The 25893-nt window shown below is 53.3% G+C and carries 25 protein-coding genes; 15 read left to right on the top strand and 10 right to left on the bottom strand.

The annotated features are described in order from the left end of the window. Nucleotides 1–75 precede the first annotated feature (75 nt). The 5 genes from CKV68_RS09365 to CKV68_RS09345 all read left to right on the top strand — a co-directional run bounded on the left by CKV68_RS09365 (nucleotide 76) and on the right by CKV68_RS09345 (nucleotide 4514). Nucleotides 76–753, top strand: a complete 678-nt coding sequence (locus tag CKV68_RS09365) for a TIGR03089 family protein (RefSeq protein ID WP_095076082.1) — start codon at nucleotides 76–78, stop codon at nucleotides 751–753. Nucleotides 754–912: 159 nt separating this feature from the next. Next, a complete protein-coding gene (locus CKV68_RS09360) occupies nucleotides 913–2172 on the top strand; it encodes an ABC transporter substrate-binding protein (protein ID WP_014836070.1) in 1260 nt (419 codons plus the stop codon). Between the two features lie 186 nt (nucleotides 2173–2358). Then, nucleotides 2359–3438: a carbohydrate ABC transporter permease gene (locus CKV68_RS09355; protein WP_013910938.1), complete on the top strand. Its 1080-nt coding sequence runs from the start codon at nucleotides 2359–2361 to the stop codon at nucleotides 3436–3438. Then, nucleotides 3435–4271 carry a carbohydrate ABC transporter permease gene (locus CKV68_RS09350; protein WP_013910937.1) on the top strand — a complete coding sequence of 279 codons (837 nt, stop codon included), beginning with the start codon at nucleotides 3435–3437 and terminating at the stop codon, nucleotides 4269–4271. Before CKV68_RS09355 ends, CKV68_RS09350 begins: the two co-directional genes overlap by 4 nt. Before the next feature lie 39 nt (nucleotides 4272–4310). Next, complete coding sequence (locus CKV68_RS09345) at nucleotides 4311–4514, top strand: hypothetical protein (RefSeq protein WP_014525420.1); 204 nt, start codon at nucleotides 4311–4313, stop codon at nucleotides 4512–4514. A gap of 17 nt (nucleotides 4515–4531) precedes the next feature. Here CKV68_RS09345 and CKV68_RS09340 read toward each other — a convergent pair whose 3' ends face one another. From CKV68_RS09340 to CKV68_RS09315, 6 genes are all read right to left on the bottom strand, one after another. After that, complete coding sequence (locus CKV68_RS09340; protein WP_095076081.1) at nucleotides 4532–5290, bottom strand: ABC transporter ATP-binding protein; 759 nt, start codon at nucleotides 5288–5290, stop codon at nucleotides 4532–4534. 8 nt (nucleotides 5291–5298) lie between these two features. Further along, nucleotides 5299–6291: a FecCD family ABC transporter permease gene (locus CKV68_RS09335; protein ID WP_231910433.1), complete on the bottom strand. Its 993-nt coding sequence runs from the start codon at nucleotides 6289–6291 to the stop codon at nucleotides 5299–5301. A 14-nt stretch (nucleotides 6292–6305) separates the two neighbouring features. After that, nucleotides 6306–7391, bottom strand: a complete 1086-nt coding sequence (locus CKV68_RS09330) for an ABC transporter substrate-binding protein (protein ID WP_044032723.1) — start codon at nucleotides 7389–7391, stop codon at nucleotides 6306–6308. A gap of 384 nt (nucleotides 7392–7775) precedes the next feature. Continuing rightward, nucleotides 7776–8243, bottom strand: coding sequence for a YdcF family protein (locus CKV68_RS09325; RefSeq protein WP_013910933.1), 468 nt, complete (start codon nucleotides 8241–8243; stop codon nucleotides 7776–7778). 5 nt (nucleotides 8244–8248) lie between these two features. Beyond that, entirely contained in the window at nucleotides 8249–8749 is a 501-nt protein-coding gene (gene purE / locus CKV68_RS09320) for a 5-(carboxyamino)imidazole ribonucleotide mutase (RefSeq protein ID WP_038617767.1), read from the bottom strand. Between the two features lie 42 nt (nucleotides 8750–8791). Continuing rightward, the gene (locus tag CKV68_RS09315; RefSeq protein WP_095076079.1) at nucleotides 8792–9997 is read right to left on the bottom strand and encodes a 5-(carboxyamino)imidazole ribonucleotide synthase; all 1206 of its coding nucleotides are present in this window, start codon (nucleotides 9995–9997) and stop codon (nucleotides 8792–8794) included. A gap of 541 nt (nucleotides 9998–10538) precedes the next feature. Here CKV68_RS09315 and CKV68_RS09310 point away from each other — a divergent pair. Genes CKV68_RS09310 through CKV68_RS09300 form a run of 3 tightly spaced genes read left to right on the top strand, consistent with a single transcriptional unit; the run spans nucleotide 10539 to nucleotide 13063 of the window. Next, on the top strand, nucleotides 10539–11507 hold the full coding sequence (locus CKV68_RS09310; RefSeq protein WP_095076078.1) for an ABC transporter ATP-binding protein: 969 nt from the start codon (nucleotides 10539–10541) through the stop codon (nucleotides 11505–11507). Between the two features lie 32 nt (nucleotides 11508–11539). Beyond that, a complete protein-coding gene (locus CKV68_RS09305; RefSeq protein ID WP_231910432.1) occupies nucleotides 11540–12286 on the top strand; it encodes a multidrug ABC transporter permease in 747 nt (248 codons plus the stop codon). Between the two features lie 33 nt (nucleotides 12287–12319). Next, complete coding sequence (locus CKV68_RS09300; protein WP_095076076.1) at nucleotides 12320–13063, top strand: multidrug ABC transporter permease; 744 nt, start codon at nucleotides 12320–12322, stop codon at nucleotides 13061–13063. Nucleotides 13064–13071: 8 nt separating this feature from the next. On the opposite strand, the gene CKV68_RS09295 is transcribed toward CKV68_RS09300, so the two are convergent. Next, nucleotides 13072–13542 carry a hypothetical protein gene (locus CKV68_RS09295; RefSeq protein WP_095076075.1) on the bottom strand — a complete coding sequence of 157 codons (471 nt, stop codon included), beginning with the start codon at nucleotides 13540–13542 and terminating at the stop codon, nucleotides 13072–13074. Beyond that, the gene (locus tag CKV68_RS09290; RefSeq protein ID WP_167376985.1) at nucleotides 13543–14391 is read right to left on the bottom strand and encodes a biotin--[acetyl-CoA-carboxylase] ligase; all 849 of its coding nucleotides are present in this window, start codon (nucleotides 14389–14391) and stop codon (nucleotides 13543–13545) included. Between the two features lie 258 nt (nucleotides 14392–14649). Between CKV68_RS09290 and CKV68_RS09285 the strand changes: the two genes are divergently transcribed. The 7 genes from CKV68_RS09285 (at nucleotide 14650) to CKV68_RS09255 (ending at nucleotide 21900) form a co-directional block, all read left to right on the top strand. Continuing rightward, complete coding sequence (locus CKV68_RS09285; RefSeq protein ID WP_095076073.1) at nucleotides 14650–16281, top strand: acyl-CoA carboxylase subunit beta; 1632 nt, start codon at nucleotides 14650–14652, stop codon at nucleotides 16279–16281. A gap of 231 nt (nucleotides 16282–16512) precedes the next feature. Beyond that, nucleotides 16513–18144, top strand: a complete 1632-nt coding sequence (locus tag CKV68_RS09280; protein ID WP_013910924.1) for an acyl-CoA carboxylase subunit beta — start codon at nucleotides 16513–16515, stop codon at nucleotides 18142–18144. Between the two features lie 98 nt (nucleotides 18145–18242). Continuing rightward, on the top strand, nucleotides 18243–18491 hold the full coding sequence (locus CKV68_RS09275; protein ID WP_013910923.1) for an acyl-CoA carboxylase subunit epsilon: 249 nt from the start codon (nucleotides 18243–18245) through the stop codon (nucleotides 18489–18491). 180 nt (nucleotides 18492–18671) lie between these two features. Beyond that, a complete protein-coding gene (locus CKV68_RS09270) occupies nucleotides 18672–19706 on the top strand; it encodes a LacI family DNA-binding transcriptional regulator (protein WP_013910922.1) in 1035 nt (344 codons plus the stop codon). Nucleotides 19707–19930: 224 nt separating this feature from the next. Then, nucleotides 19931–20833: a ribokinase gene (locus CKV68_RS09265; protein WP_095076072.1), complete on the top strand. Its 903-nt coding sequence runs from the start codon at nucleotides 19931–19933 to the stop codon at nucleotides 20831–20833. Nucleotides 20834–20852: 19 nt separating this feature from the next. After that, entirely contained in the window at nucleotides 20853–21479 is a 627-nt protein-coding gene (locus tag CKV68_RS09260; RefSeq protein WP_095076071.1) for a Maf family protein, read from the top strand. A gap of 4 nt (nucleotides 21480–21483) precedes the next feature. Continuing rightward, complete coding sequence (locus tag CKV68_RS09255) at nucleotides 21484–21900, top strand: DUF3151 domain-containing protein (RefSeq protein ID WP_014836059.1); 417 nt, start codon at nucleotides 21484–21486, stop codon at nucleotides 21898–21900. Nucleotides 21901–21937: 37 nt separating this feature from the next. Here the strand turns inward: CKV68_RS09255 and CKV68_RS09250 are convergent, their stop codons facing one another. Both CKV68_RS09250 and CKV68_RS09245 read right to left on the bottom strand, forming a co-directional pair. Beyond that, nucleotides 21938–24052, bottom strand: a complete 2115-nt coding sequence (locus tag CKV68_RS09250) for an acyltransferase family protein (protein ID WP_029974703.1) — start codon at nucleotides 24050–24052, stop codon at nucleotides 21938–21940. Nucleotides 24053–24331: 279 nt separating this feature from the next. Beyond that, nucleotides 24332–25402 carry a Cj0069 family protein gene (locus tag CKV68_RS09245; RefSeq protein WP_029974700.1) on the bottom strand — a complete coding sequence of 357 codons (1071 nt, stop codon included), beginning with the start codon at nucleotides 25400–25402 and terminating at the stop codon, nucleotides 24332–24334. Nucleotides 25403–25893 lie beyond the last annotated feature (491 nt).

Genomic DNA, 25893 nt, shown 5'->3' with positions numbered 1-25893 from the left:
GACTTTTCCGCTTGTCGATGCCCTCAGCCCTTTTCCACGCACAGCAAATTCTTATTTCCCCTACGATGGATTCTCATGGAACTTCTGCGCACCATACTCTCCTCAGACCCCGCTACCCCACGACTGACGGTCTACGACGAATCGACCGGGGCTCGGCTCGATTTCTCTGCTCAAACGTTGGATAACTGGGCGGCGAAAGTAGCAAACATGCTGCGTGAGGAACTAGACCTTGAGCAGGGCTCACTTATCAGCCTCGATCTTCCCGCAAGCTGGCAATGCGTAGCCATAGTTTTAGGTGCAATGGCAGCAGGAATCGACGTTGAGTTTTGCCCCATCGAGCAAGCTCAGGGTGCCGTAGTGTTTATGGATTCCGAGCGTATCGACGCCTCCCCCGCATTCCCCGGAGACGTTGTACTTGTCACACAAGATCCTTTTGGGCGCGGCGTTGTGGAATGTGGAGGAACAGTTCCCGATGGAATGATCGATTTTGGTCCGACTGTGCGCTTCTACGGTGACCAATTCTTTGAGCCAGGCACAAGGATTGAGGAGAGCGTGGATAAGCAAGCCCTTGCCGCGATTACCTCTGGCGCACGCGCTCTGAGCACTGGTTGGACTACCTTGACAGAAATGGAACGCACCGTACTAGCGCCGCTTGCGGCAGTCGGATCGGCTGTTGTTGTCACGGGCGTGGCTAGCGATCAGCGTCTCGACGCTATCGGGCGAGCCGAAAAGGCCACAATCCGGTTGTCGTAAACCCTTCTCGCGCATATGGGGTGAATAGTCGGAGATTGATAACGAGGTTCATTCATATTTAGCACCCTATTTACGGGGTGATAAGGGCCATAAGTCCTTTACTTCCACCGGAGGATCACTACCTTAGTGAGAGAACTCAACGGAAAGGTGATCCTCTCGATGAACGTCTCTAAGACCGGCGCGTCGCTTGCAGCCACAGCGCTTTTTGCTTCCGTAGCCCTCGCAGGCTGCTCCTCCGATTCCTCCGCGCCAGCACCGCAGAACACTGACGGTCGCGGCCCCATCACCTTTGCCATGGGTAAAAACGACACGGATAAAGTTATTCCGATTATTGAGAAGTGGAATAGCGCACACCCCGATGAAAAGGTCACGCTCAAGGAACTCGCCGGCGAGGCCGATGATCAGCGTGAGACCCTCGTGCAGTCGCTTCAGGCCGGCAACTCTGATTATGACGTAATGGCACTCGACGTTGTCTGGACTGCTGACTTTGCCGCCAACCAGTGGCTGGCTCCGCTCAAAGATGCTCTCCAGGTAGACACCTCCGGACTGCTCAAAGCAACTGTCGACTCGGCTACCTATAACGGAACCCTCTATGCCCTGCCGCAAAACACTAACGGCCAGCTGTTGTTCCGTAACACCGAGATCGTTCCAGAAGCACCGGCCACGTGGAAAGACCTCACCGCTAGCTGTGAAGCAGCAAAAGCCAAGCACGTAGATTGCCTCACTACGCAGCTCAAGCAGTACGAGGGTCTCACGGTCAACACCGCAGGCTTCATCGAAGGCTGGGGCGGACACATCCTGGATAATTCCGGCGCACCCGCTGTAGATTCTGAAGACTCCAAGGCCGGCGTTCAGGCGCTCGTGGACGGATACAAAGACGGATCTATCTCTAAGAACTCCATCTCCGCTACAGAAGAAGAAACCAACCTGGCCTTTGTGGCAGGAGAAACCGCTTACGCCATCAACTGGCCATACATGTACACCAATGCTGCTGAGAACACCTCTGCGGTCAAGGGCAAGTTTGAGGTTTCCCCACTCGTTGGCAAAGACGGCGTGGGCGTCTCCACTTTGGGTGGCTACAACAACGGCATCAACGTGAACTCCAAGAACAAGGCTACGGCTCTGGACTTTATGAAGTTCATCGTGAACGAGGACAACCAGAAGTCCTTTGCTGATAACTCTTTCCCACCAGTGCTCGCATCCATCTACGATGATGAGGCTCTCGTGGCCAAGTACCCTTACCTCCCAGCACTGAAGAAGTCCTTGGAGAATGCTGCACCTCGCCCAGTCAGCCCCTTCTACCCCGCTATTTCTAAGGCTATTCAAGACAATGCCTATGCTGCGCTCAAGGGTGACAAGAGTGTAGAAGACGCTACCAAGGACATGCGAGCTGCGATCCAGAACGCATCCAAGAAGTAGTGCTAGATCCACTGAGCTCATACGCTCACGCACTCATAACCACATAGACGGTTCGCACTAAGCTCCAATATCTTTATCAAGGAAGCCTGCACCGGTAAGCTCATGCTCCACGAACATGTTCTTACCGCGGGCTTCCTTTTAGTGCTTTAAGGTTGTAGCGGACCAGCATCAGACAAAGGAGGTACCGTGGACACAACACGCCCAGCGCGAAAAGTTCCTTCTCGGGAAGGAATCGTCGAAGCGCGCCGGAAACAGCACCGCAACGCTGCGTTGTTGATCGCCCCCACGCTCATCGTCCTAGCTATCGTTATTGGCTATCCCATCGTCAGGGCTATCTACCTCTCTTTCCAGGCAGACAAAGGCCTTGACCCAGTTACTGGGCTTTTCACCCAAGGCGGTTTCGCCGGGTTGGAGCATTATGCCTACTGGCTAACGCAACGCTGCGGCACGTCATCAGGAAGTGCAATCGCGTGCCCACCCGGAGTCATATCCACTGACTTTTGGCCAGCTGTAGGCAACACGCTCTTTTTCACCGTAGTCACGGTAGCGCTAGAAATCGTTCTAGGTATTGGCATGGCTCTGGTCATGAACAGGGAGTTTCGCGGTAGGGCGCTAGTTCGAGCCGCAGTGCTCATTCCGTGGGCAATCCCTACGGCAGTGACCGCAAAATTGTGGCAGTTTATCTTTGCGGATAAGGGCATCGTCAACTCGCTCTTGCATACCCCAATCCAATGGACAACCGACCCATGGGCTGCACGGTTTGCCGTCATCATTGCCGACGTGTGGAAGACCACTCCCTTTATGGCTCTGCTGATTCTCGCGGGCTTACAGATGATCCCTAAAGACGTATACGAGGCAGCGCGTGTCGACGGCGCCAGCACCTGGCAACAATTCACACAGATCACGCTCCCGCTGGTCAAACCCGCCCTCATGGTCGCTGTCCTTTTTAGAACACTCGATGCCCTGCGTATGTACGACCTTCCGGTCATCTTGATCTCATCGTCGTCAAACTCCCCCACGGCTACGATCTCCCAGCTTGTGGTCGAAGACGTGCGTCAGAATCACTTCAACTCGGCTTCTGCACTCTCCACGCTGATTTTCCTCCTCATTTTCGCCGTGGCCTTCCTGATGATCCGCGTCCTTGGCGCAGATATCACGGGCCGTGGCGACGCCCCCAAGCCGCGCCGGCAGCGTCGTCAGCGAGGAAAGCATCAGAAGCTAGATAACTCCACGACTCCCAAAGAAAGGACAGCTACCGCACCATGAATCACAAAATTCGTGCAGCACTAGCCAACTACATCGGTGTGGTCTTTATCCTGATCTGGGGTCTGGCACCGTTCTACTGGATGCTGATCACCGCGCTGCGGAACAAAGATTACACCTTTGAAACCACGCCGTGGCCAACACATGTAACCCTGGAGAATTTCCGCGATGCGCTGTCCACAGACAAAGGAAACGATTTCCTCGGCGCAATCGTCAATTCTTTGCTGGTAGGGCTTGCCACCACTCTCCTCGCCGTCCTTGTCGGAGTCTTCACCGCATATGCGCTGGCTCGCATCGAGTTTCGTGGGAAAGGAATAGTCACGGGCGTTGTGCTTGCAGCCTCGATGTTCCCAGGTATCGCCCTGGTCACCCCACTTTTCCAGCTCTTTGGTGACCTCGGCTGGATAGGAACCTACCGCGCGCTCATCATCCCCAACATTTCCTTTGCGTTGCCGCTGACTATTTACACCCTCGTGTCCTTCTTCCGGCAGCTTCCGTGGGAATTAGAGGAGGCAGCGCTTGTCGACGGCGCCACTCGCAGCCAGGCCTTCCGCCACGTACTGCTGCCCCTTGCGGCACCTGCGTTGTTTACCACCGCCATCTTGGCTTTTATTGCTACGTGGAACGAGTTCATGCTTGCTCGTCAGCTCTCCACAACAGCGACCGAACCTGTCACCGTCGCTATCGCTCGTTTCTCCGGGCCCAGCGCCTTTGAGTTCCCCTACGCAGCCATTATGGCTGCGGGATCCCTGGTGACCATCCCCCTTATTATCATGGTGCTTGCTTTCCAGCGCCGTATTGTCTCCGGTCTGACGGCAGGTGGAGTGAAAGCATAATTACCGCTTTCGGGTACTAGGCGCAGTACAATCATCCGCATGAAACCGCGCGATCCTCAACCCCAAGAGACTAGGAAGAAACTCGTACGCGACTCCATCCTAGGCTTTGTGGGGTTTTTCGCGTTTCTTGCCCTGGTTCAGGCCGTAGTGAATCTGTTTCAGCCACAGCCCTCGCTCTGGCCGGCATTCCTTGCCCTCATTTTGGTCATCGCGACTATCGCCCTGTGGCGAGCGTGGCGTTAACCCTTGCAACGAAAAATCTAGCTATCTACAGTGCTCATCCACGGCAGCATGGCTGGCCCACGCTGGGTAGTAATGAACTCCGCTTGCACTGAATACATGGCACGAATCGTCTCTGCGTGCACAATGTCCGAGGGCGCTCCCGAACTGATCAGACTCGTACGCGAATCATCCTCGCTCAGACGCCGTAACGTCACAGCATGATCCGCAAGTGCTAGAGCATGATTCGGGTCATGGAGTGTCGCCAGCAAAGTGATGCCTTGTCCGCGCAGCATATCCATAACTTCCAGCACGCGTTGCTGATTATAAAGATCCAAATAGGTCGTCGGCTCATCCAACAATAAAATATCTGGTTCTTGTGCTAATGCTCGTGCGATCATCACCATCTGGCGTTCGCCACCGCTTAACGTTGTGTATTGCCGGAGCGCCAGATGCCCCACGCCCAGCATGTCCAAGGCGCTGTGCGCGGCATCTACGTCTTTGGGAGCTGGGGAAGAAAACGCCCCAATAAACCGCACTCGCCCTGTCAAAACAACATCTACTACGTCAAAAGGAAAAGACATTGCGTGTGCTTGGGTCACAAATCCCAAGACTGCGTTTGGGGTATCAACGGTAATAGCGCCGCTGTGCACCGGAGTAAGGCCAGCGATCGCTGAGAGTAACGTCGATTTTCCGCAGCCATTAGCACCTAAAAGCGCTGTAATTTTCCCTGCGGGAAAGGCATCCGTCACATCACGAATCACTAAGCGTTGACCATAGCCGACGCTCACTGATTCCATACTCATTCCTACTGCCATTGACCTGCCTTTGTTGAGCGCAGCAACAACCAGAAAACCGGCGCGCCTACAAGCGTGGTGATGATGCTGACGGGGATCTCAAAACCCGTAGCTGTCCGAGCTACAGTGTCGATGATTGCCATCAGCGCCGCCCCCAAAGCAGCAGAAACTGGGATAAGTATTCGGTGGTCCGGACCTAGAAGCATCCTCACGATATGCGGGACAATAAGCCCCAAAAGCGCCACCACTCCCACCATAGAAACAGACAAAGCTGACACCAACGCGGATAAGATGATAAAGAGAACACGGTATCTCTCCACGTGCAGCCCCGATACTTTTGCTTCGGTTTCTCCCATGGTTAAAACATTGAGCCGCCAGCGCAAACCAATCATGAAAAAGCAACCGAGAAGAATCAGTAACCATGTGGGCTTAAGAGTTGACCACGTCACCCCGTTGAAGCTTCCCATGGTCCATAACACGATGGCTTGCAACGACTTCTCATGCGATGTTATTTGAACGATCGAGAGCAAAGCAGTAAACACCGCTGAGGTGATGACACCTGACAGAACCAAGTTCACTATTGGAACCGAGTTCTTTGTTCGCGCCATGAAATAGGTCATGGCTAAAGCCACAAGCGCAAAAACAAAAGCGCTGATAGAAACGGGTATCCAGCGCCATACTGCGATAGCTAAAGCCGCACCAAAAGCTGCCCCCGAAGACAAACCCAAAATATACGGATCCACCAGCGGGTTACGCAGCACTCCCTGTAGCGTCGCTCCGGAAATGGCTAGAGCCATTCCTACCAGTAAAGAGGTCACTACCCGGGGGAGTCTAATATCGGTTATCACCACGGAAACAGTTTCTTGGCTACCACATAACCGCGCGACAAGAGCCGCAATCGCCTCACTCGGGCTGGCTCCATAACTACCGAGCATCATGGACACAAAGAATGCCACGAGCGGAGAAAGAAGCAGCCCGAGAATAAGGAGCTTGCGGCCGCTCATTAAGCGTTGTGGATTCACTGAGCTGGTTTGAATCCTGGGTAATGCAGGCCGTACATATCTACAAAATACTGATCAGTTTCTGCAGAATTATCCCACTCTTTGAAGGCGGCAGGGTTGATGTCTTGTGCGACTTTGGCAGTCGCCATTGGCAGACGCCCAGTCATCATGTCATAGAGGAATGGATCATCAAGTTCAAAGACCTGCTTGTTCTTCACCGCATCGAGGTTCTTCCACGCAGAGAAATCAACTCCGCCTACGTTCTTGCCCTCAATAACATCTGAAGGGTCAATCTCCGAGTTGTACCACATGTAGATCGCATCAGGATTAAGCTTGGCCAGGGTTTCCAGGGAAACAACCGGATGCTCGGAAGCCTTGGCAGAGTTATCCCACTTGGCAATCACGTTGGTTCCACCAGCAGCCTCAATCAGGTCATTAGCACTGGATTTTGTGCCAGCGGTACCGTAAGCGTCGCCCCACATCCAGAACACAGAGGGTTTCTTTTCGATCGTGCTCGTCTTCTCAGCGATCTTGTCCATCTGTTTCTTCACAAGCGCATTGACTGCAGCACCACGCTCCGGGGTCCCATTGACATTAGCCATATCGACGGCCAACTTGTCCAGGTCTGCAAAGGAGGTCAAGAATGCCGCATACACCGGCACTTTCAAGGTCTCCTCGATGGCAGCAATCGCTTTATCGTCGGCAGACTCTGCCCACAGAACCACAAAATCGGGTTTCAAAGCGGCAAGTGCTTCCAAGTCATAGCTGCCGTCTTGAGAGGCAATAACCGGCAGCTTGGAAAAGCCCGGGTGAACTGCCTCAAGGAAGTCCTTCTTAAACGTAGGCTCCCATACTTCGCCCGTTCCCACGATCTTCTTGCTACCACCCACAGCCATCATGGTGTTCATCGCGTTTTCTACCAGGAACACAGAACGCTCAGATGCCTTGGGAAGTTTTACCTGACGACCATGAAAGTCAGTCACAGTGATACCAGCCGCTTGGGATTTTTCTTGTGAAGCTTTTTCTGGAGCTGTGCTACATCCCGATAAAGCCAACGCCACTACCGCGAACATCGCGGTCCAGAGCGCAAATATTTTCTTCATAGTCCCTCTCGATTCCAAAATCTCACATTCAACGTAACAATGGAATGTTGAGGACCCTATTTTTGTTGCGCTAAACACAAAGACGGAACAACGCTTGCTACCTGCCGAGATGCCCCACTCAAGAATCCTGCTCCCCACTCCCCGGCCTATCTCAAAGAGCCTTCTTTATAGCATCATCACTACATCAAAGTGGCTGCTATCAGCAGATTTACTACTGGAAGGCATCTAGACGCATCTGCAATCAAAATCATCAGAAAAATTTAATTACAGCGATAAATCCCAGCTATGAACTAAATCGGTGGGGCTAAATCAAGGGGGTGACAGCAAAGGGGCCTGACATGCCCTGGCCAACACACTTCGCGGGTTTGTCGTGGCGTCGCAAAGCTAAGCTACTCGACGCCACGCTATCCGCAGCAGCGAATGCGGCAATGCAAAGAGCTCACGAACAAAATTCCGCACTCTAAAGGGCGGCTTGGTCACCGCGGAACTTACCGTTATGGGAATTCCTAGGTGTCGCGCCCACGCGAGAGTGCGGAGTTTATGAAAATCGCTCGTTACCACGATCCACGTGTGAGTTTCGGGTAGGAGGGCGTGCGCGTTTTCCAAGTTCTCGTTGGTGCTGGTCGCCTCGGGTTCGATTATCAACCGTTGTGGATCTAATCCGTGACGCACCAGCCAGTCCCCCATCACAGCGGCCTCGCCTTTTCCCGAGACCACAACAGGGCCTGACGTTTGTTGCGACAACTCCAAGGCATGCTGGAGGCGCCACAACAACACATGCCCGGGTTCGGCACCGCGCACTTTAGAGCCGAGGGTAAGAATCGTCGATTCTTTCCAGAAATCAGCCGACAAAAGTCTTACTCGCCCATCAATGTGCGCTTGAGGTTAGCGTCTTTCTGCTCGACTTCCTCACGCATTGCGTCTTGATACGCAACCATTTTTTCCGTCAGGGCCGGGTCACCCGCAGAAAGAATGCGTACAGCAAGAAGTCCCGCATTCTTTGCTCCGCCGATGGAAACCGTGGCCACTGGAACGCCTCCCGGCATCTGCACGATAGAAAGCAAAGAGTCCATACCATCGAGGTCTTTGAGCGCCCGCGGGATACCGATCACGGGCAGTGGTGTGGCCGCGGCAACCATACCTGGCAGATGAGCTGCACCCCCAGCACAAGCGATAATCGCTTTCAGTCCTCTCGTGTGAGCCGACTTGGCATAGGCCAGCATCTTTTCGGGAGTGCGGTGTGCAGAAACCACACCAACCTCAAAAGGGATACCAAACTCAGCCAGAGTTTCTGCTGCTGGTTGCACTGTGGGCCAGTCGGAATCGGAGCCCATAATAAGGCCGACGAGAGGGGACATGTTTTCTCCTAGTTTTGATAAAAAGCCGGCAAAGAACCGAGGTTAGTCCCACGTTGCGTGGACTAGATACTGTGCGGCGAGGCGGGCGTCGGCACGCGTTGCTTCAACGTCAGTACCAGTGAGATTGATGTGTCCTATCTTACGGCCAGCTCGATAGGTCTTCCCGTATAGGTGAACCTTTGCGTTAGGGAAACGACGCATAACTTCTGCAACGCGCTCCCCCATCGGCTGCGCTGGATCAGTTGCCGCCCCAAGAATATTCGCCATCACAGTAACCGGCGCGGTGAGAACAGTAGCGCCGAGCGGATAATCCAATACTGCACGAATGTGCTGCTCAAATTGACTGGTCACGCATCCGTCTTGCGTCCAGTGCCCAGTATTGTGCGGACGCATGGCTAGCTCGTTGACAAAAATCTCTGGCTGCCCGTCCTCGCCGCGAGTCTCAAAGAGCTCCACGGCAAGCACTCCCGTGACACCAAGCTCAGTGGCAATGCGGATGGAAAGCTCGCGGCACTGGTTTTCTAATGCCTCGCCCAAGCCCGGCGCGGGTGCAACCGCTTCCGTACAAATCCCATCAGTTTGTACCGATTCCACCACGGGCCAGCTTTGCGCCTCACCGCTGGGGGTGCGCGCCACCATGGCTGAGAGTTCGCGAACAAGCTGGACTTTTTTCTCGCCCATCAGCGGAGTTCCGTTGCTAAGAAGCTTGTCGACGAGCTCTTCTAACTCCGTCACCGAATCCGGGAACCACACTCCATGCCCGTCATAGCCACCCCGGCACGCCTTCACACACACCTGACCATCCACCGATTCCCAAAAAGCGCGCGCGTCTTCCACACTGCTGATCGGGGCAAATGGAGGGACTGGCGCGCCCATTTCTTTAAGGCGCGTACGCATCACGAGTTTGTCTTGGGCGTTGAGCAAAGCATCGGGCTGGGGCTGTACGTTGTAGCCCTCAGCGATAAGTGTGCGTAGGTGTTCAGATGGCACATGCTCATGGTCAAAAGTCACGGCATTCGACCCGGCTACGACGCGACGTAGATCGTCGAGGTTTGTGTAATCGCCGATGATCACGTCAGCGGCTACTTGAGCGGCGGAAGAATCATGAGAGCTTGCCAGAACCCGAAGTGATTGCCCCAGTTCAATGGCCTCTGTGTGCATCATGCGTGCCAATTGTCCGTCGCCGATCACACACAGAATTGGCATGTCTGGTGCGTGTGCTGCTGGATTACCGCTGCTGTGAGTCACGGGTAACAACTATAGCTTGTGAGCAGAAATGAAGGGGTGTTCTGCATTAGTTGCAAGAAAGCACCGCCTGTCCGCTTCAGTGCTTTTACGAGCACCTTCACAATCCAGCCTCTCGCAGTGTTCTCTTTAGCATCCATTCACAACGATGAAGAAAAGCTAAAAATGAGGGCAACCACCTTGACGAGCAAAACAAAGTTTCACTATCTTTAGCCGGAATTAAAAGAAAATCATTCTCTGTGCAGGCCGCACTGTGCGGTCCCGCATACGTAAAACAATTCTTCCGTATGTGTCGGGAATACCACGACTGTGTTGCCATAATTTTCTATCTAATCCATTCCCGACGATTCGCTAGAACATGTAAATAAACACGCACTTCTCTTCAACAACTGGCGCATTGTCTTCCCATATTCCGCCCGAAAAGTTTCTTTAGCTTCATGCATAAAACCAAAGAAAATACATACAGCCTCGTCAGTTCAGGAGTTTTTAAACAAGATCCTTCGGGCATCGTTTTCCTATTGTCATAATTATTGGAGCCGTAGTCATGCAGCCTCTGGAAGTATCTCACCTCAGCCGCATTTTCTCCTCTGCAAAAAGTGATTACATTGCAGTTAACAACGTGAGCTTTAGTGTCCCCGCAGGACAGGTCACATGCCTCGTGGGCATCAATGGGGCGGGGAAAACCACTCTGCTAAAAATGTGTGCGTCTTTACTAAAACCGACCAGCGGTTCGATCACTGTTCATGGAGTTAATGCTCTTAAAAAACCTTTCGAAGCTCGAAAACATCTAGGAGTAGCTTTTGGCGGCGATAAGGGGTTCTATCCACGCGTAACGGTCTTTAATAATCTTCTCTTTTTCGCTGATTTGGCAGGGGTACCACGTAAAACTTCTCCGGCTGAGGTCTCTCGTGTGTTAAATGCCGTTGATCTTAGCTCTCATGCGGATAAGAAAGCAGGAGTTTTATCACGCGGGCAGATTCAGCGTTTACATATCGCACGAGCGCTTCTAGGAAGCCCAAGCGTACTAATTTTGGATGAGCCTACTAGCGGTTTAGACCCCGATATTTCTTTACATATACGCAGTCTTATCGCCAGCATTGCTCAGAATGGAACTGCTGTATTTTTGGCAAGCCATTCTCTGGAAGAAGTCGCAGAGCTTTCCGAACATGTTTTATTGCTCAAAGAAGGGCACATCGTTGCAAGAGGAACAGTCCCACAAATCGTAGAAAAAGCCGGACTTAGTCACGTCACTATGCTCCACATTCCACCGCACGCTAAGCCCGATATACCAAAACTCAGAGCGGCGGTTCCAGGCTTAGGACACGCAGCGGTACGGCCTATTGGTAGCAAATGGTGTCTCACCACTTATTGGAACATCCCCAATCATGAGAGACTCCTAGCTGAGCTCGCATCCCAAGGCATCACAGTGGTAGATAACGTCATAGATAAAAATCCCGAGCTGGAGGATGCTTATATTCTCCTATCCCATGACACAAAAACCGGTGCTGCATGAGTACATGGGAGCAACTAACGCGAATTAAACGAATGACGCTGTTTCATATGCGCCAATTCCTTACTTTCCCTTATTTTGTGCAGCTGATGTTGGTCGCGACAATAGTATCGGCCATCATTCAACGATTGGCAGTATCTGCTTGGGGCGCTGACCCCTACGCCAGTTTTGTCCGTACGGGTTTAATTGGCACATGGGCTACGATCACCGCCGCTGGCGGGATTATCAGATTTGAAAAGTTTAAAGGCACACTGATCTACTTTTTCAGTGCACGAATTGGGGCTATTCAACCGCTCATGGCGTTGATTCTATCCATCGCATGCAGCGGGATTCTTTCATTCCTTATAGCTTTAGGTCTCTGGGTTATCCCTGGCCCTGCCAGTATCGCTATTCACTATGATGCTGCATTCCTAGCATTGTTTATCTTCGGTTTAACAATCATATGGATCGCGGGGATGGGTGTATCCATGGTAATCGCGTCCTTATTTGTGCTGAGCGATAATGCCCCAGCATTTGAGGCGTTGCTTCTTATCCCTTTGTATATGGTCTCCGGGGTCTTTGGAGTTCCGGCTCTGTCACATCCGATTCTTGAACAACTGCTGCTCGTAGTATCGCCAACGATGCGGATCAGTCACCTTCTCATGGCTCCACAAGCCGTCACACTTTTGGGATTAGTGTGTTCTCTCTTTACCGCGGCAATGTGGTTCTTGCTGGGAATAGTTTTACTTAGAACAGTCAGCAAGAAACTTTCTACTGCTACGTTATCCAGCCTCACCATTTAATTATTTTATTCCCTGAGAGGAACCCCCTTATTCATGTGGTTTGCACGCTGCGTTTCCACTATGCGCATGGCTTTTCTTTCTTCGCCATTGTTAGGTACCCCCACCGCCGCAATCATAACAATAGGGTTGGCTCCACTCCTTGAAATCCTGGGGATGTTCTTACTTGGCTCAGCTTTACACTCTCCCAATCCAGGAAGCATTTTTGTTCGAGCAATAATCATGTGCACAGTGGCAACAACAGCGATGTTGATTGCCACAACAATCGCCCATGACAGAGCCTGTGGTGTGCTCACGGAAGTGGTGACTCGCCGCCATCTCGATTCTGCGTACTTCGTAGCAATCGCACTTTTTGCGGGCGGTGTCAGCGCCACGAGTGCCGGTATCAGTGCTCTTGCTTTATGGATCGCAATGCCGCCGTCTATTTCGGTTATCAGTGCGTCTCTGCCGCTTTTCCCGATCGCCATCGCATTAGGAGTAGGTTTGGGCCTGTGCGCATCAACCGCAGCTTTTCTATGGTCAGATCCGTATATTGTGCTTAACCTACTGGTTCCGTTTCTCCCCATCGCCCTCGGAACTATCGTGCCTATATCGCTTTATCCGCAACCGTTCGGCTCGCTACTGCACTATTTTCCGCTAGCACGCAGCTTAGAGTCCCTTACTGCAGCATCACTGCGTTACGACGCTTTCTGCTGCGTAGTACTCCTCGTCATCGCGACGGGGACACTAGTGCTCGTGGGTCGCCAAAGTCGCAAACAGGGATCCTTGCCGTCCCTATAACGGCCCATCTACCCCCAATATCCACGCCCCTGATTCATGCCTTCTTCAATAGACGCAACCACGTGCTTGGCTTTGGCTACGTTTGCCAACATGATGGGACGTTGGTAGCCAGAGACAGCCAAAGAAATATTCTTACGCTTACGGCCCACATGACGCACCGCACGCAGCGGTATTGATTCGCTAGCCCCCATGATGCCCTGAGTACGCAAGATCACGCGTTGATCAGTGACAATCACACGTTCTTTGCGAGCACGTAGCACGGGCAGAGCAAAACGCCAGAGGGCCAGCGCCGCCCATAGACCTACCACGGCGTTACGCAGTTGGATGGAGTCCTGGGGGTCACGATCCAGGTATCCGATGAGCATCCAGCACACGCCTGTGATGAGTAGGAGCTCGCAGACGGGATAGACTAGGGAGACAAATGAGCGGGTGACGTCGACACGCACAATTTCGTCGGGTAGAACTCGAACTCGTGCCACTTATTTATCCTGAAGTCGCAAATGGGTCACGTCTCCGGCCATGAGCTCGTGGAGCTCTCCTTGCGAATCGCGAACGCAGATAAGCCCGGCATCGGAGACCGATTCCGCTACACCGAGGAGCTCCTCGTTTTCCGACAGGATCACTCGAACGTCAGCACCTATAGAGGTGCACACCTGACGATATTCTGCGATCAAGGTGGGGTCGTTGTCCTCCCATTGGCGCAGCCGTCGGTGCAGCGCTGTCAGCACTCGAACTGCTAGTTCGTTGCGCTCGTAAGGTATTCCTTCCAATTCCAGGCTCGTGGCATGCGGTACCGGAAGTTCCTCACGTGTGAGCGAGGTGTTAAGCCCGAGGCCTATAACCACGGCGGGTTCTTCTCCTAGACTCACGGCTTCAGCGAGCATGCCGCACAGCTTACGTCCCTCGCAGAGCAGGTCATTGGGCCACTTGAGGCCGACTCCTTCTGCGCCTTTGAGGGCGTCGATAAGCGCCAAGCCAGTGGCTAATGGCATCGTGCCGAGCCGGAAAACCGATTCCCTCGGCGGCCGGATGAGTACGGAAAGGGTGAGCTGTGCACCCGCTGGTGCCTCATAGCGTCTCCCCATGCGCCCGCGGCCCAAGGTTTGGTGTTCTGTGAGAACGACAGTCCACGCAGGTGCTCCCTCATGCGCAGCGGCGACCAGATCAGTGTTAGTGGAACCCGTCGTTGATGAATGAAGGATACGCGCGAAGGGGCCATCATCTATCAGCTGTTCACGCAACCACCCAACGTTGAGAGGGGTCCGCGAGTCACGACTACCGCCGCTTTTTTCTACGAGAGTGCTGCGTCTCGCGTCCTTATCCACCATTTCTCCTGACCCTGTACTCATTCGCATCATTTTAGCCGTTTGCCTCCCAACTCGTTTACTCCTCGTTACAGACGCAGCCCTGGGTCAGAATGCCTGAATGTGCGAGGGATTATCTCTTATAGAGCGCGCCAGGAGACATGCGGAAAAAATTTTTTGTGCACAAAATAACCTGCATGTGGTGGGAAAATACGCTTTCGTTGAAAAAAATTTAACGTTTTGCTCTGGAAACTGTCGCCGTACCGGTCTATGCTGCCAAACATGACACTTTCCTCACCTTTTGTTGATGTTGCCGCACTCAAAGACATGACCACTACTGCCGGCAAGATCGCGGACTTCAAAGCACGACGCGTTGAAGCAGGTCAGCCTATGGGCGCAAAAGCTCTGGATAAAGTTAAACAAGCCGGCAGGCTCACTGCCCGTGAACGACTCGATTATCTTCTGGATGAGGGTTCCTTCATCGAGACCGATCAACTCGCACGCCACCGCACCTTTGACTTTGGCATGCATAAAAAACGCCCTGTCACCGACGGAATCGTAACCGGCTGGGGCACGATCGACGGCCGCGAAGTATGCATCTTCTCCCAAGACGGAACCGTTTTCGGCGGCGCGCTTGGCGAGGTGTATGGCGAAAAAATGATCAAGATTATGGAACTTGCCGTTGCCACCGGACGCCCCCTCATCGGCCTCTACGAGGGCGCAGGCGCCCGCATTCAAGATGGCGCGGTCTCCCTAGACCTCATCGCGCAGACTTTTTATCACAACATCAATGCTTCCGGAGTAGTTCCCCAAATCTCCGTCATCATGGGAAGCTGCGCGGGCGGGAACGCCTATTCCCCTGCTCTCACCGATTTCGTGGTGATGGTGGACCGAACCTCCAAGATGTTTGTCACCGGACCAGATGTTATTAAAACAGTAACCGGAGAAATCATCTCCCAAGAGGAACTCGGCGGAGCCAATGCTCACATGACTGCAGCTGGTAACAGCCACTTCACTGCGGCAGACGATGAGGAAGCCCTCGATTTTGTCCAAGACCTTGTCAGTTTCCTCCCTTCAAATAATCGTGGCGTCGCCCCGCGCGAGGATTATGACCGAGAAGAAGGAAGCATAGAAGACAATCTCACACCAGACGATCTGCGGCTAGACCACATCATCCCAGATTCTCCGTCAATTCCTTATGATGTTCGCAGCGTCATCGAATCAATCACAGACGACGGTGGTTATCTGGAGATCCAGGCAGATCGCGCAGAAAATGTTGTCATAGCGTTTGGCCGCATCGAAGGCGAATCGGTAGGTTTTGTTGCCAATCAGCCCACCCAGTTTGCTGGTTGCCTCGACATTGATGCTTCAGAGAAAGCCGCCCGTTTTATCCGCACATGCGACGCATTCAATATTCCTATCGTGATGCTTGTCGACGTCCCCGGCTTCCTACCCGGCGCAGGGCAAGAACACAACGGCATCCTGCGTCGTGGCGCTAAATTACTGTATGCCTACGGCGAGGCCACGGTTCCAAAGATCACCGTCACCATGCGAAAAGCCTACGGCGGAGCGTATTGCGTCATGGGATCTAAGGGGTTAGGAGCCGACATCAACCTTGCCTGGCCAACCGCCCAAATTGCTGTGATGGGAGCGGCAGGAGCTGTCGGATTCCTGCACCGGCGCGAGCTTATCGCAGCGGCAGAGAATGGCGATGACGTTGTAGCTCTCAGCGAAGCCCTAGAACGGGAGTATGAAGATCACATGCTCAACCCCTACCTAGCTGCCGAGCGTGGGCTTATCGACGCAGTCATTTTGCCCAGCGAGACCCGCGGGCATATTTCACGCAACCTCCGACTCCTCAAGAACAAGCATGTCCAGCGCCCGGCGCGCAAGCACGGAAACATCCCGCTATAGACAGCATCAACCTCACTTCTGAAGAGTTTTTCGCAGCAGCACCTTCCCCTACTACCCCCATATATCTGTAGAAAACTTCAAAGCATACACCCCCAAAGAGGGAAATTTTTGCAGGTCAAGAGTCTTAATTTTCATTGCAGCTCTATATAGCAGAAAAATCCTTCAGGAACATACCGAAGTTTTTTTGAAACGCCTCACAATTTTTGGGTACTACCTTTACACTATTGAGTCATGACTGCCGCAACGATCAACGATCAGGGAACTCCAGCTCCCGATCTCACCACCACTGCCGGAAAGCTCGCGGATCTTCGCGCCCGCCTCGCTGAGACCGTGGCCCCCATGGGCCCGGCCTCGATTGAAAAGGTACATGCAGCGGGGAAAAAGACCGCTCGCGAGCGTATTGAATACCTCCTCGACGACAATTCCTTTGTCGAGGTCGACGCACTAGCGCGCCATCGCTCCAAGAACTTTGGGCTTGACGCCAAGCGCCCGGTCACTGACGGCGTGGTTACCGGCTACGGCACCATTGAGGGCCGCAAAGTCTGTGTCTTCTCCCAAGACGGCGCTGTCTTTGGCGGAGCTTTGGGCGAGGTCTACGGCGAGAAGATCGTCAAGATCATGGATTTAGCCATTAAAACCGGCGTTCCACTCATCGGTATTAATGAAGGCGCTGGAGCTCGTATCCAAGAGGGCGTTGTCTCCCTTGGCCTTTATTCCAAGATTTTCTACCGCAACACCTTGGCGTCTGGCGTTATCCCGCAGATCTCCCTCATCATGGGTGCTTGCGCCGGCGGTCACGTTTATTCCCCCGCCCTCACCGACTTCATCATCATGGTGGATAAGACCTCCAAGATGTTCATCACCGGCCCTGACGTGATCAAGACCGTCACTGGTGAGGAAGTCACCCAAGAGGAATTGGGTGGCGCACACACCCACATGTCCACCTCCGGTACTTCCCACTACACCGCGTCTGATGATGCAGACGCATTGGACTGGGTTCGCGATCTCGTGGGATTCCTGCCATCCAACAACCGCGCGGAAGCTCCTCGGGAAGCTGCCGAGCTTATGGTGGGGTCGATTCAGGAGAACATCACCGAGTCCGACCTTGAACTAGACACTCTGATCCCAGACTCTCCGAACCAGCCATATGACATGAAGGACGTCATCACCCGCATCGTTGACGACGGAGACTTCTTTGAGGTTCAGGAACACTACGCCGGCAATATCATTGTCGGTTTTGGCCGGGTAGAGGGCAGAAGCGTAGGAATCGTTGCCAACCAGCCCACCGAGTTCGCCGGCTGTTTGGACATCAAGGCATCAGAGAAGGCAGCCCGTTTCATTCGCACCTGCGATGCCTTTAACGTTCCGATCATCGAGTTCGTGGATGTGCCAGGCTTCCTGCCTGGCACTAGCCAGGAATATGATGGCATTATCCGTCGTGGTGCTAAGCTGCTGTATGCATATTCCGAGGCAAGCGTCGGAAAGATCACCGTGATCACCCGTAAGTCCTACGGAGGGGCTTACTGCGTGATGGGTTCAAAGGACATGGGCGCGGACATCGTTCTTGCATGGCCTACCGCACAGATCGCCGTCATGGGCGCCTCTGGTGCAGTGGGATTCATCTACCGCAAGGAGCTGAAGAACGCCGCAGCCAATGGCAAAGATGTCGCTGCGCTGGCCAAGGAATACGAAAAGGAATACGAGGAAACCCTCGTCAATCCTTACATGGCAGCAGAGCGCGGCTACGTGGATGCCGTGATTCCTCCGAGCGAGACCCGCGGCCAAATCATAGAAGGCTTGCGTCTGCTTGACCGCAAAGTTATTAATATGCCGGCTAAGAAGCACGGTAACATCCCGCTGTAATATTCGAATATGTTTTTAGGGCGTGGTGCCGTTAGTAGCTACATACCTAACCGCGCCGCGTTCTTATCCTATTCACCCGATGGCAAGAAGGATTTTCTATGTCTGATACGTCCACCACGACTGAAGAAACCACTCCGGCTAAGAAGCCCTTTCTTACCGTGGTAAAAGGCAATCCAGACAATGTCCAAGTGGCTGCGATCACCACTGTGATTGCTTCCCTGGCCCAAGATGCAGAGAAAGCCGCCGCTAAAGACCGTGATCGTAACCTCTGGGGCAACGTTGAAGAACGGCTACAACGGCCCATAACCTACAATCCCACAGCCTTCAGGAATGTAAGTTTTTACTAAGTAAACTTACAATACATTAACACATAACCCCCTTCTTGTCATACTCCATACACAGGAGAAGAAGGGGGTTTACTTGTAGATAACAGCCATTTTGCCACTTTTCCCCACTTGACCATCGCGCTGGTGTAAGTTAATTTTAGTTAAGTTCAGATTGCAAACGTTTGCACCAAAGCAGGTTTTATGGAAGCTCCCCGCACTCCCGTTACGTCTTATCCGCGCCGTCGGCGCCAGTCAACAACACTTAAAGATATTGCCGCTGAGACAGGTTTTTCTATCAGCACAGTGTCCCGCGCCCTTGCACACAATCCGGTAATCCCAGAGTCCACACGTACTATCGTCGCGGAAACTGCCAAACGACTCAATTACCGCCCCAACGCTCAAGCGAAAGCACTCCGCAACCAAAAGACGAACCTCATCGGCGTCCTACTACCTAACATCTGCAACCCATATTTCAACACCCTGGCATTTGAGATCCAACAGGCCGCACGCGCTAAGGGCTACAGCACGATTCTCTCCAACACGGATGAATCTCCCATTGTTCTCAACAGTGCACTCGATACGATGAACAGCCAGCAAGTCGACGGCATCATCGTTGTCCCTCATATTCAATCTGCAGAAAAAATAACAGAGCTTGCAGACTCCGGAATCCCCATCGTCGCAGCAGACCGCAGCGTTCTAGGAGGTTCTGTACCTTCGGTCACTTCGGATCCGCTTCCTGCTATGAAGGAAGCTATCAGACTTCTCAGCCTCAACAGCCAGGCAAAAATTGGATACTTAGCAGGCCCCCAAGACACGTCCACCGGCAGAGTACGCCTTGAAGCAATTACGTCCATCAAGGAAGATCTACGCATCCCCTCCCCCGACGTCTATTTTGGTGGATACCACTATGACGCCGGACGCGCAGGAACTCTTGAGCTCTTAGACCGCGGAGTCAACAGTATCCTCACAGGCGACATGATGATGGCAGTCGGCGCGTTGAGCGCTATTTACTCTCGCAAACTGAAAATTGGCAAGGACGTAGCACTCATCGGTTTTGACAATGCCGCCGTGTTCACGCTCCAAGAATCGCCGCTTACTGTCATCGATCAACAAGTGGAAGCCATCGGACAGAAGGCCTTTGAAATGCTGTATTCCATCATGAAAAACGATGCAACACCCGAGTCCGTTGTCATCCCTACGGTACTCAAAGTCAGAGATTCCCACACGTTAAGCTAAAAAACGTGTTCCTACAATAGAATTAAATAACGAGCATTTTCACTGTGCCTCTATATTTTTTGTTTACATGTTTCACGGGAAACACAAAACTTGTGACTTCTCTGGTTGCTTAAGGTAGTCGCAGGGCTATGTGTTAGCTACTTAAAAGGACATGTGATCTGATTGTGCATCGGTTGCGCTAGACAAAGACACAGTGCCCGCCCACCAGTTAGGAGTAACTCACCATGCTAAAGACTGTTGCCGTCGTAGGCTCTATCAACGCAGATTTAAGCGTGCGTGTTCAGCGGCATCCCAACCCGGGAGAGACCGTCCTCGGCATGGATAGTTCCGTTTCCCCCGGTGGCAAAGGCGCCAACCAGGCAGTAGCGGCAGCTCTCCAAGGGGCAAAAGTGATCTTTGTCGGCGCTGTGGGCAAAGATGCCTACGCAGAACCAGCTCTGGAGTTACTGCGTACTTCCAACGTATGTCTGGACCACATCTCGAAGGTCGAAGGCCCCACGGGCACCGCAGTCATCACAGTTTCTGAAGACGGGGAAAACTCCATCATTGTGATCCCTGGCGCGAATGCCACTGTCGACGCCGCCTGCGTCGCCACGCATGCAGAAACCATTGCGAACGCAGACATCGTGCTCCTGCAGGGAGAAATCCCCGCCGATGGATTCCGGGAAGCGATCAAGGCCGCAACTGGTCGCGTTGTGGTCAATCTTGCTCCCGTTATTCCTGTGGATCGCGAAGCATTGCTTAAAGCAGACCCCATCATGGCTAACGAGCACGAGGCCAACCTCATCCTGGAACAGCTCGGCAGCAGCATCAACAGCGATGATCCGCACGAGCTCGCTCAAGAACTATTGACCCAGGGTTTTGCCTCGGTTGTCCTCACGCTAGGAAGCAAGGGTGCACTTGTGGCAGACCCTGCGTCCAGCGTCATGGTGCCTTCGCCAAAGGTAACAGCAGTGGACACAACTGGCGCAGGCGATGCCTTCGCTGGAGACTTTGTAGCCCAATTGCTCGGTGGGGCGTCGTCTGTGGAAGCCGCCCAGCATGCGGTCCGTGTCGGGGCCTACGCCGTGCAGTATCGAGGCGCCCAAGCCTCCTACCCACACGCGGACGCTGAACTCCCCAGTTAGCCCGAATAAGATGTAAGGAATGAGAATCGTCCTTGCATCTTCTTCACCATCCCGACGCGCGATCCTCCGTTCTGCCGGCGTGGATCCCATCATCGACCCCGCTGACATTGATGAGGACAGCCTCCTTGAACAATGCAAGGACCTGCAACCGGAGGAGATTGTCGCGCAGCTTGCCACGGCAAAAGCACACGCCGTAGCAAGCAAATATTCCGGCCACGTTGTAATCGGCGGAGATTCCATGCTGCTCCTCGACGGAGAGCTACAAGGAAAACCTCACACTATCGAACGCACGATTCAACGATGGAAAGAGCAGCGCGGCCGTACTGCCCACCTCATTACCGGGCACTGCATTGTTTACGGTGTTGATGGGGCGTCGACAAGCTATCAGCACGTGGAGACGTCTGTTACCAAGATCAGCTTTGCACAGGCAAGCGACCGCGACATCGAAGCCTACGCCCAGACCGGTGAGCCCTTGCAGTGTGCCGGGGCTTTTACCCTCGAAGCACTTGGGGGCTGGTTTATCGATGCCATCGACGGAGACCCATCCAGCGTCATTGGCCTTTCTCTGCCGGTGGTTCGCCGAGCTCTTTATTCCTTTGGGCTTAACGTTTCAGATTTCTGGAACATGCAGATTCTGGAAGAATAACGGCATGACCCAATTCAACGACATGCTCGCGCCCCCACCCGTCATGCTTCCCGCAGACGAAGCAGCCGCTGAGCCAGAAATCACCGCAGCAGTTGTACTCCGACACCCCGCAAGCCCCCTAGCATGGGCACTCCTAGCGGAAGCTCAACTCGAAGCCGTCGCAACCACTGACGTCGACGCTCTCGCCGCTGCTTATGCGTTTGCGCGGACCGGCTACCACCGCAGCCTTGACAGGCTCCGCGCGAATGGCTGGAAGGGATGGGGTCCTGTGCCCTACTCTCATGAGCCTAACCGAGGTGTTCTGCGCGCCATCGCAGCTCTGGCACGAGCTTCCCAGCTCATTGGCGATCAAGCCGAATACGACCGCTGCCGACAAATGCTTTCCGACGCCGACCCCGAGTCAGTGGCAACGCTGCTTTAAACATTGCTGTTTTTAGGAAAGAATCGTCGATTCTTTCCTAAATCTTGCTCACAAACGTGCTGATTTGCGCCCAGAGAAGCGGCACCAAAGACAACGCGTAAGCGTCCGAAATATGGTTGCCGTCGCGATAGATGTAGATATTGCCTATGACCGCTGGACAAAAATCGTCTGGACAGAACCAGTCTGCGGTATCCACGGACAGCATTGAGTCTGCCGTGAAAAACTTCTGGGAGGGATCAGTATCGGCATACACGTGCGAACGTGGCAGCCCGCACTCTTCGATGCTTCCACCGTTTTCTACGCATTGGGAGACCATCCAGCCTTCGCCCTCTGCCAGGACGAACCAAGGGTTATCCCTTAGACCGATGAACGGAATCTTTTCCTTCTTCAGAAACTCCCAGAACGTGGGATAACTCTGGGGAACTTCATCACGAGTGTGACCTTTTTCCAGAAGTGGTCGGGTGGAATTGCTGATCACCAAATCAGGACGATCTTCTGTAATCCGCTCAATAACCTTTTGGTTAAAAGTCGTGCACTCTTCAGAGAAGACGTCGTCTTTTTCTTCCTTATACATAGGGCATCCTTGGCGCACAAAGGGGACAATTTTTATCCCATGTTGTTTGCCTATCTCGTCCCATGCAGCCATCCACTGCTCTGCGTGGGAGCCGCCTACGAGGTATGCCACTTTTTTAGCGTGGATATCACCGTACAAGCAGTGATCAGGACCTAGATTATCGTTGGCGATGACCTCGGGGTCGTCGCCAAGCAAAGAAATACAGCCGTCGGTCCACGCCGGTGAAAGCGTATTTGCGAGTACAAACGGATCCGGTTCAAAAGGAACGTTGGGAACTCGAACACCTTTGAGAGCAGCGGCACCCGGGTATAGCACCGGGTTGAGCTGCGTTCCGCTCACACGGTCAACTTCCTCTTGCCAGACAGAAGGAATCCACACTGCGGTCCAGCACAGAGTCGCCACGCACAGCGCCGCTACAGCACGAATCGCGCCGCTGGGGGTGGAAAGAGAAGCCACTGCTATGCGACTACGACCTTCCAAAGAAACCGGACGCTTTGCGTGCTGTTTAAATGGTTCCTCGATTACTACATGAGTAAGTTGTGCCACAAGGATTGAGACAACAACCACGCCAAGGCCCAATGCCACGCTAGGCCGTTTTTCGCCAAGGTAAGCAGTGGAGACAATCAGAATGGGCCAGTGCCAGAGATACAGCGGATAAGCAATCTTTCCTAGCCACAACATAAAGCGACTGCTGAGCCAGGTCGCACCTTGCCCACCACCTAGGATCACAAGGACAGCGCCACCGAGCGGGAAAAGCGCTGCGGGGCCGGGGAAGAGCGTTGCGCCGTCGAAAAGCAGCCCAGTAGAAACCACCATCAACAACCCCAGATAGGTAAAGGCAACGCTTAGTCGCTTAGCAATCCGGAGTTTTTCGGCGTATAAAACGAGCACAGCGCCGAGGGTGAGCTCCCACAAACGAGACCATGTGGAGTAGTAGTTGAGCGATTGATCTACTGAATGCAAGTACACCGCATAGCCGAATGAACCTAGGGTTATCAGGATCAACGGGATGCCCGCTGCTATGCGCAGCGTCGTAACGACTTTCCGTCGACGGCGCATCAGTTTCACACCAATTGCTAGCAGCCAGGCAAAGGCAATGGCCATGAGGTAGAACTGCCCTTGAACTGCCATCGACCATAGATGCTGCAGCGGACTTGTCGTGCTTGACGCCGCGCCATAGGCAGCACCTTGGGTGGCAAGCTCCCAGTTCTGAAAATAACCGATGCACGCCAGCAACTGGTCCGACAAGTTGGTGGTTCGTAGCTCTGGTATCCACAGATGCACCGCCAATATCGTGGACATCAGCGTAACCAGCAATGCAGGGAAGAGACGACGGATCGTCCGCCAGACAGGCCACCATGGGTTTAGGCTCGCGTTTGGCTTGATGGCATAACGCAGCTGCGATCCGAGAAAAAAGTAGCCAGACAATAAGAGGAAGACGTCAACGCCGCCAGAAACACGGCCGACAAAAACGTGGAATACGACGACAAAAGCGATGGCGATACCGCGCAGGCCATCAAGATCAAACCTGTATTTGGTAGCTTTCGCTTGCGATTGTTGAGTTGTCCCAGCGGCCATTGATACCTGAGCTTTAAACTATCCCGATTGTGGTGCCTAAAAAGTCCTTTTATTTCTTACCAAATCGGCACCGCTTTACCTATTCCGCACACGGTTGCATGGTCGACGCATAGGAAGTTCTTGCTACTTTGCGTCAAACACCATCGTCACAAGCAACTCCCGCCCCCTCCCCTGGTTGGGGGTAAGGCGGGAGTTGGGGTTACAAACCTGCGAGGACGCGTGAAAATACGCGACACGTCACGCGTTAAAACATGTCTTTTACATCGTGAAAGGGGGCGGTTAAGCGGTCTGAGCTTCCGACTTCTTTTCTACGCGTTGGATTGCCTCTTGGGCTACGAGCTCTTGGATTCCCATGTCCAATTCGGACGTGAAACCAACGCAAGAACAGTTGATTTCCCCTAGAACGTAGGTGTCTTCACCGTTGGCGCCGTCAGCAAGCATAAAATCGGCGGTCCAGATCAATGGAATGTTGTCTCCACCAAGTTTCTCCGCGATGACGGGGCGAGCGTCGGCAAACATATCCACGAGGGACTGCCACGCCTCTGGTTTGTCATAGGTGTACTTTGCCCCCGAGAAGAGGGTCGCGGAGAAGTTATCCCCGCCTGCGGCCGGCTTCTTGTGAACAACAAAGACTGGATGCGGGCCGACCAGGAGAATACGGATTTCGCCTTCCACAATGCGCGGCATAAAGCGCATGTCTACCAGCATGCCGTTATCGCCGATGATGTATTGGTCGCAGAAGTCCATAAACTCACCGAGTTCGCGGATTTCCGTGTGGTTGTCTACAGCCTCGGTGCAGCGCAGCTTGGTATCGAGTGGCAGCGCAGTTCCTGGAGCGACAGAAGCTGCAAGTTCTTTATCTTCCAGCTGCACGCGCCAAATACCGGAGCCGGTGGAGCCACGGTTTTGCTTGAGTACGCGCTCGCCATACGACAGGGACGTGGGGAAAGTGCTGTGGAAGGATTCGACGTCGTAATACGCGGCAGTGTCCGAGGGAACTAGATCTGTGTCATTGAGCTTAACCAGGGCATCCTTTGCGCCGTAGGCCATCATCTCTGCCGGGGTGGACATGCCCACGAGGCCGGCGTCGGAAAGCTTAGTAAGCAGCTCAAAGTAGCCTTTTTCTCCGCCAGGAATGTTGCCTGGGTTAACGCGAGAAATATAGCCATCAAAGTTCTGCGATACATAGTCAAACAGCTGTTCAGACCACTCGGGACGGTAGAAAACTACCTCAGAATGCCACCCTTTTTCCTTGATTGCGTCAACGATGGGCAGCGTATCTTTGCGGTGACCGTTGAACTGCTTGTCACTTCCGCCTTCTACTTCGAATACAACGATGCTCTTGTGCATGTATCTAACCTTTCGGGGATCTTCGGAGGCCCTCCGGACCTACGCATGCTCGCGATGCCTTCCAAAAAGCACCTCGAACTATTAAACGAGACAACTGCTACCCAGTCACCTAGAGAGGATCAGCGATCAACAGGACACAACAATGCACATAACGTGGCACTACTTTTTCAAACCCACCCCCGCGGCACACCACCGTTAATCGTTGTTGCCGTTGCAAGCTTTACGACGCCAACGGAAGCCAGACCACAAACCAAAATTGTCGAGATTTCAATTGCACAGGCCTGACCATGTTATTGCTAGCGTGACGCGCGGGTTCATAGTCTCGTGTCACACACCTCACTTTCATCGTATTAGATCTCTAGACTCTGGGGGATCACAACAAAGATTGCAGTAATGAAAAACACATCTACTTTTTCCGGTGACGTAGAACCCTTCTATTGCATAAGCTAGAAGTGTCTCGGTTGTAAAAGTTCAGGCCTGACGCCACAGGG

Source organism: Corynebacterium ulcerans (assembly GCF_900187135.1).
Taxonomy (GTDB): domain Bacteria; phylum Actinomycetota; class Actinomycetes; order Mycobacteriales; family Mycobacteriaceae; genus Corynebacterium; species Corynebacterium ulcerans.
This window is presented reverse-complemented; position numbering and strand designations above follow the sequence as displayed.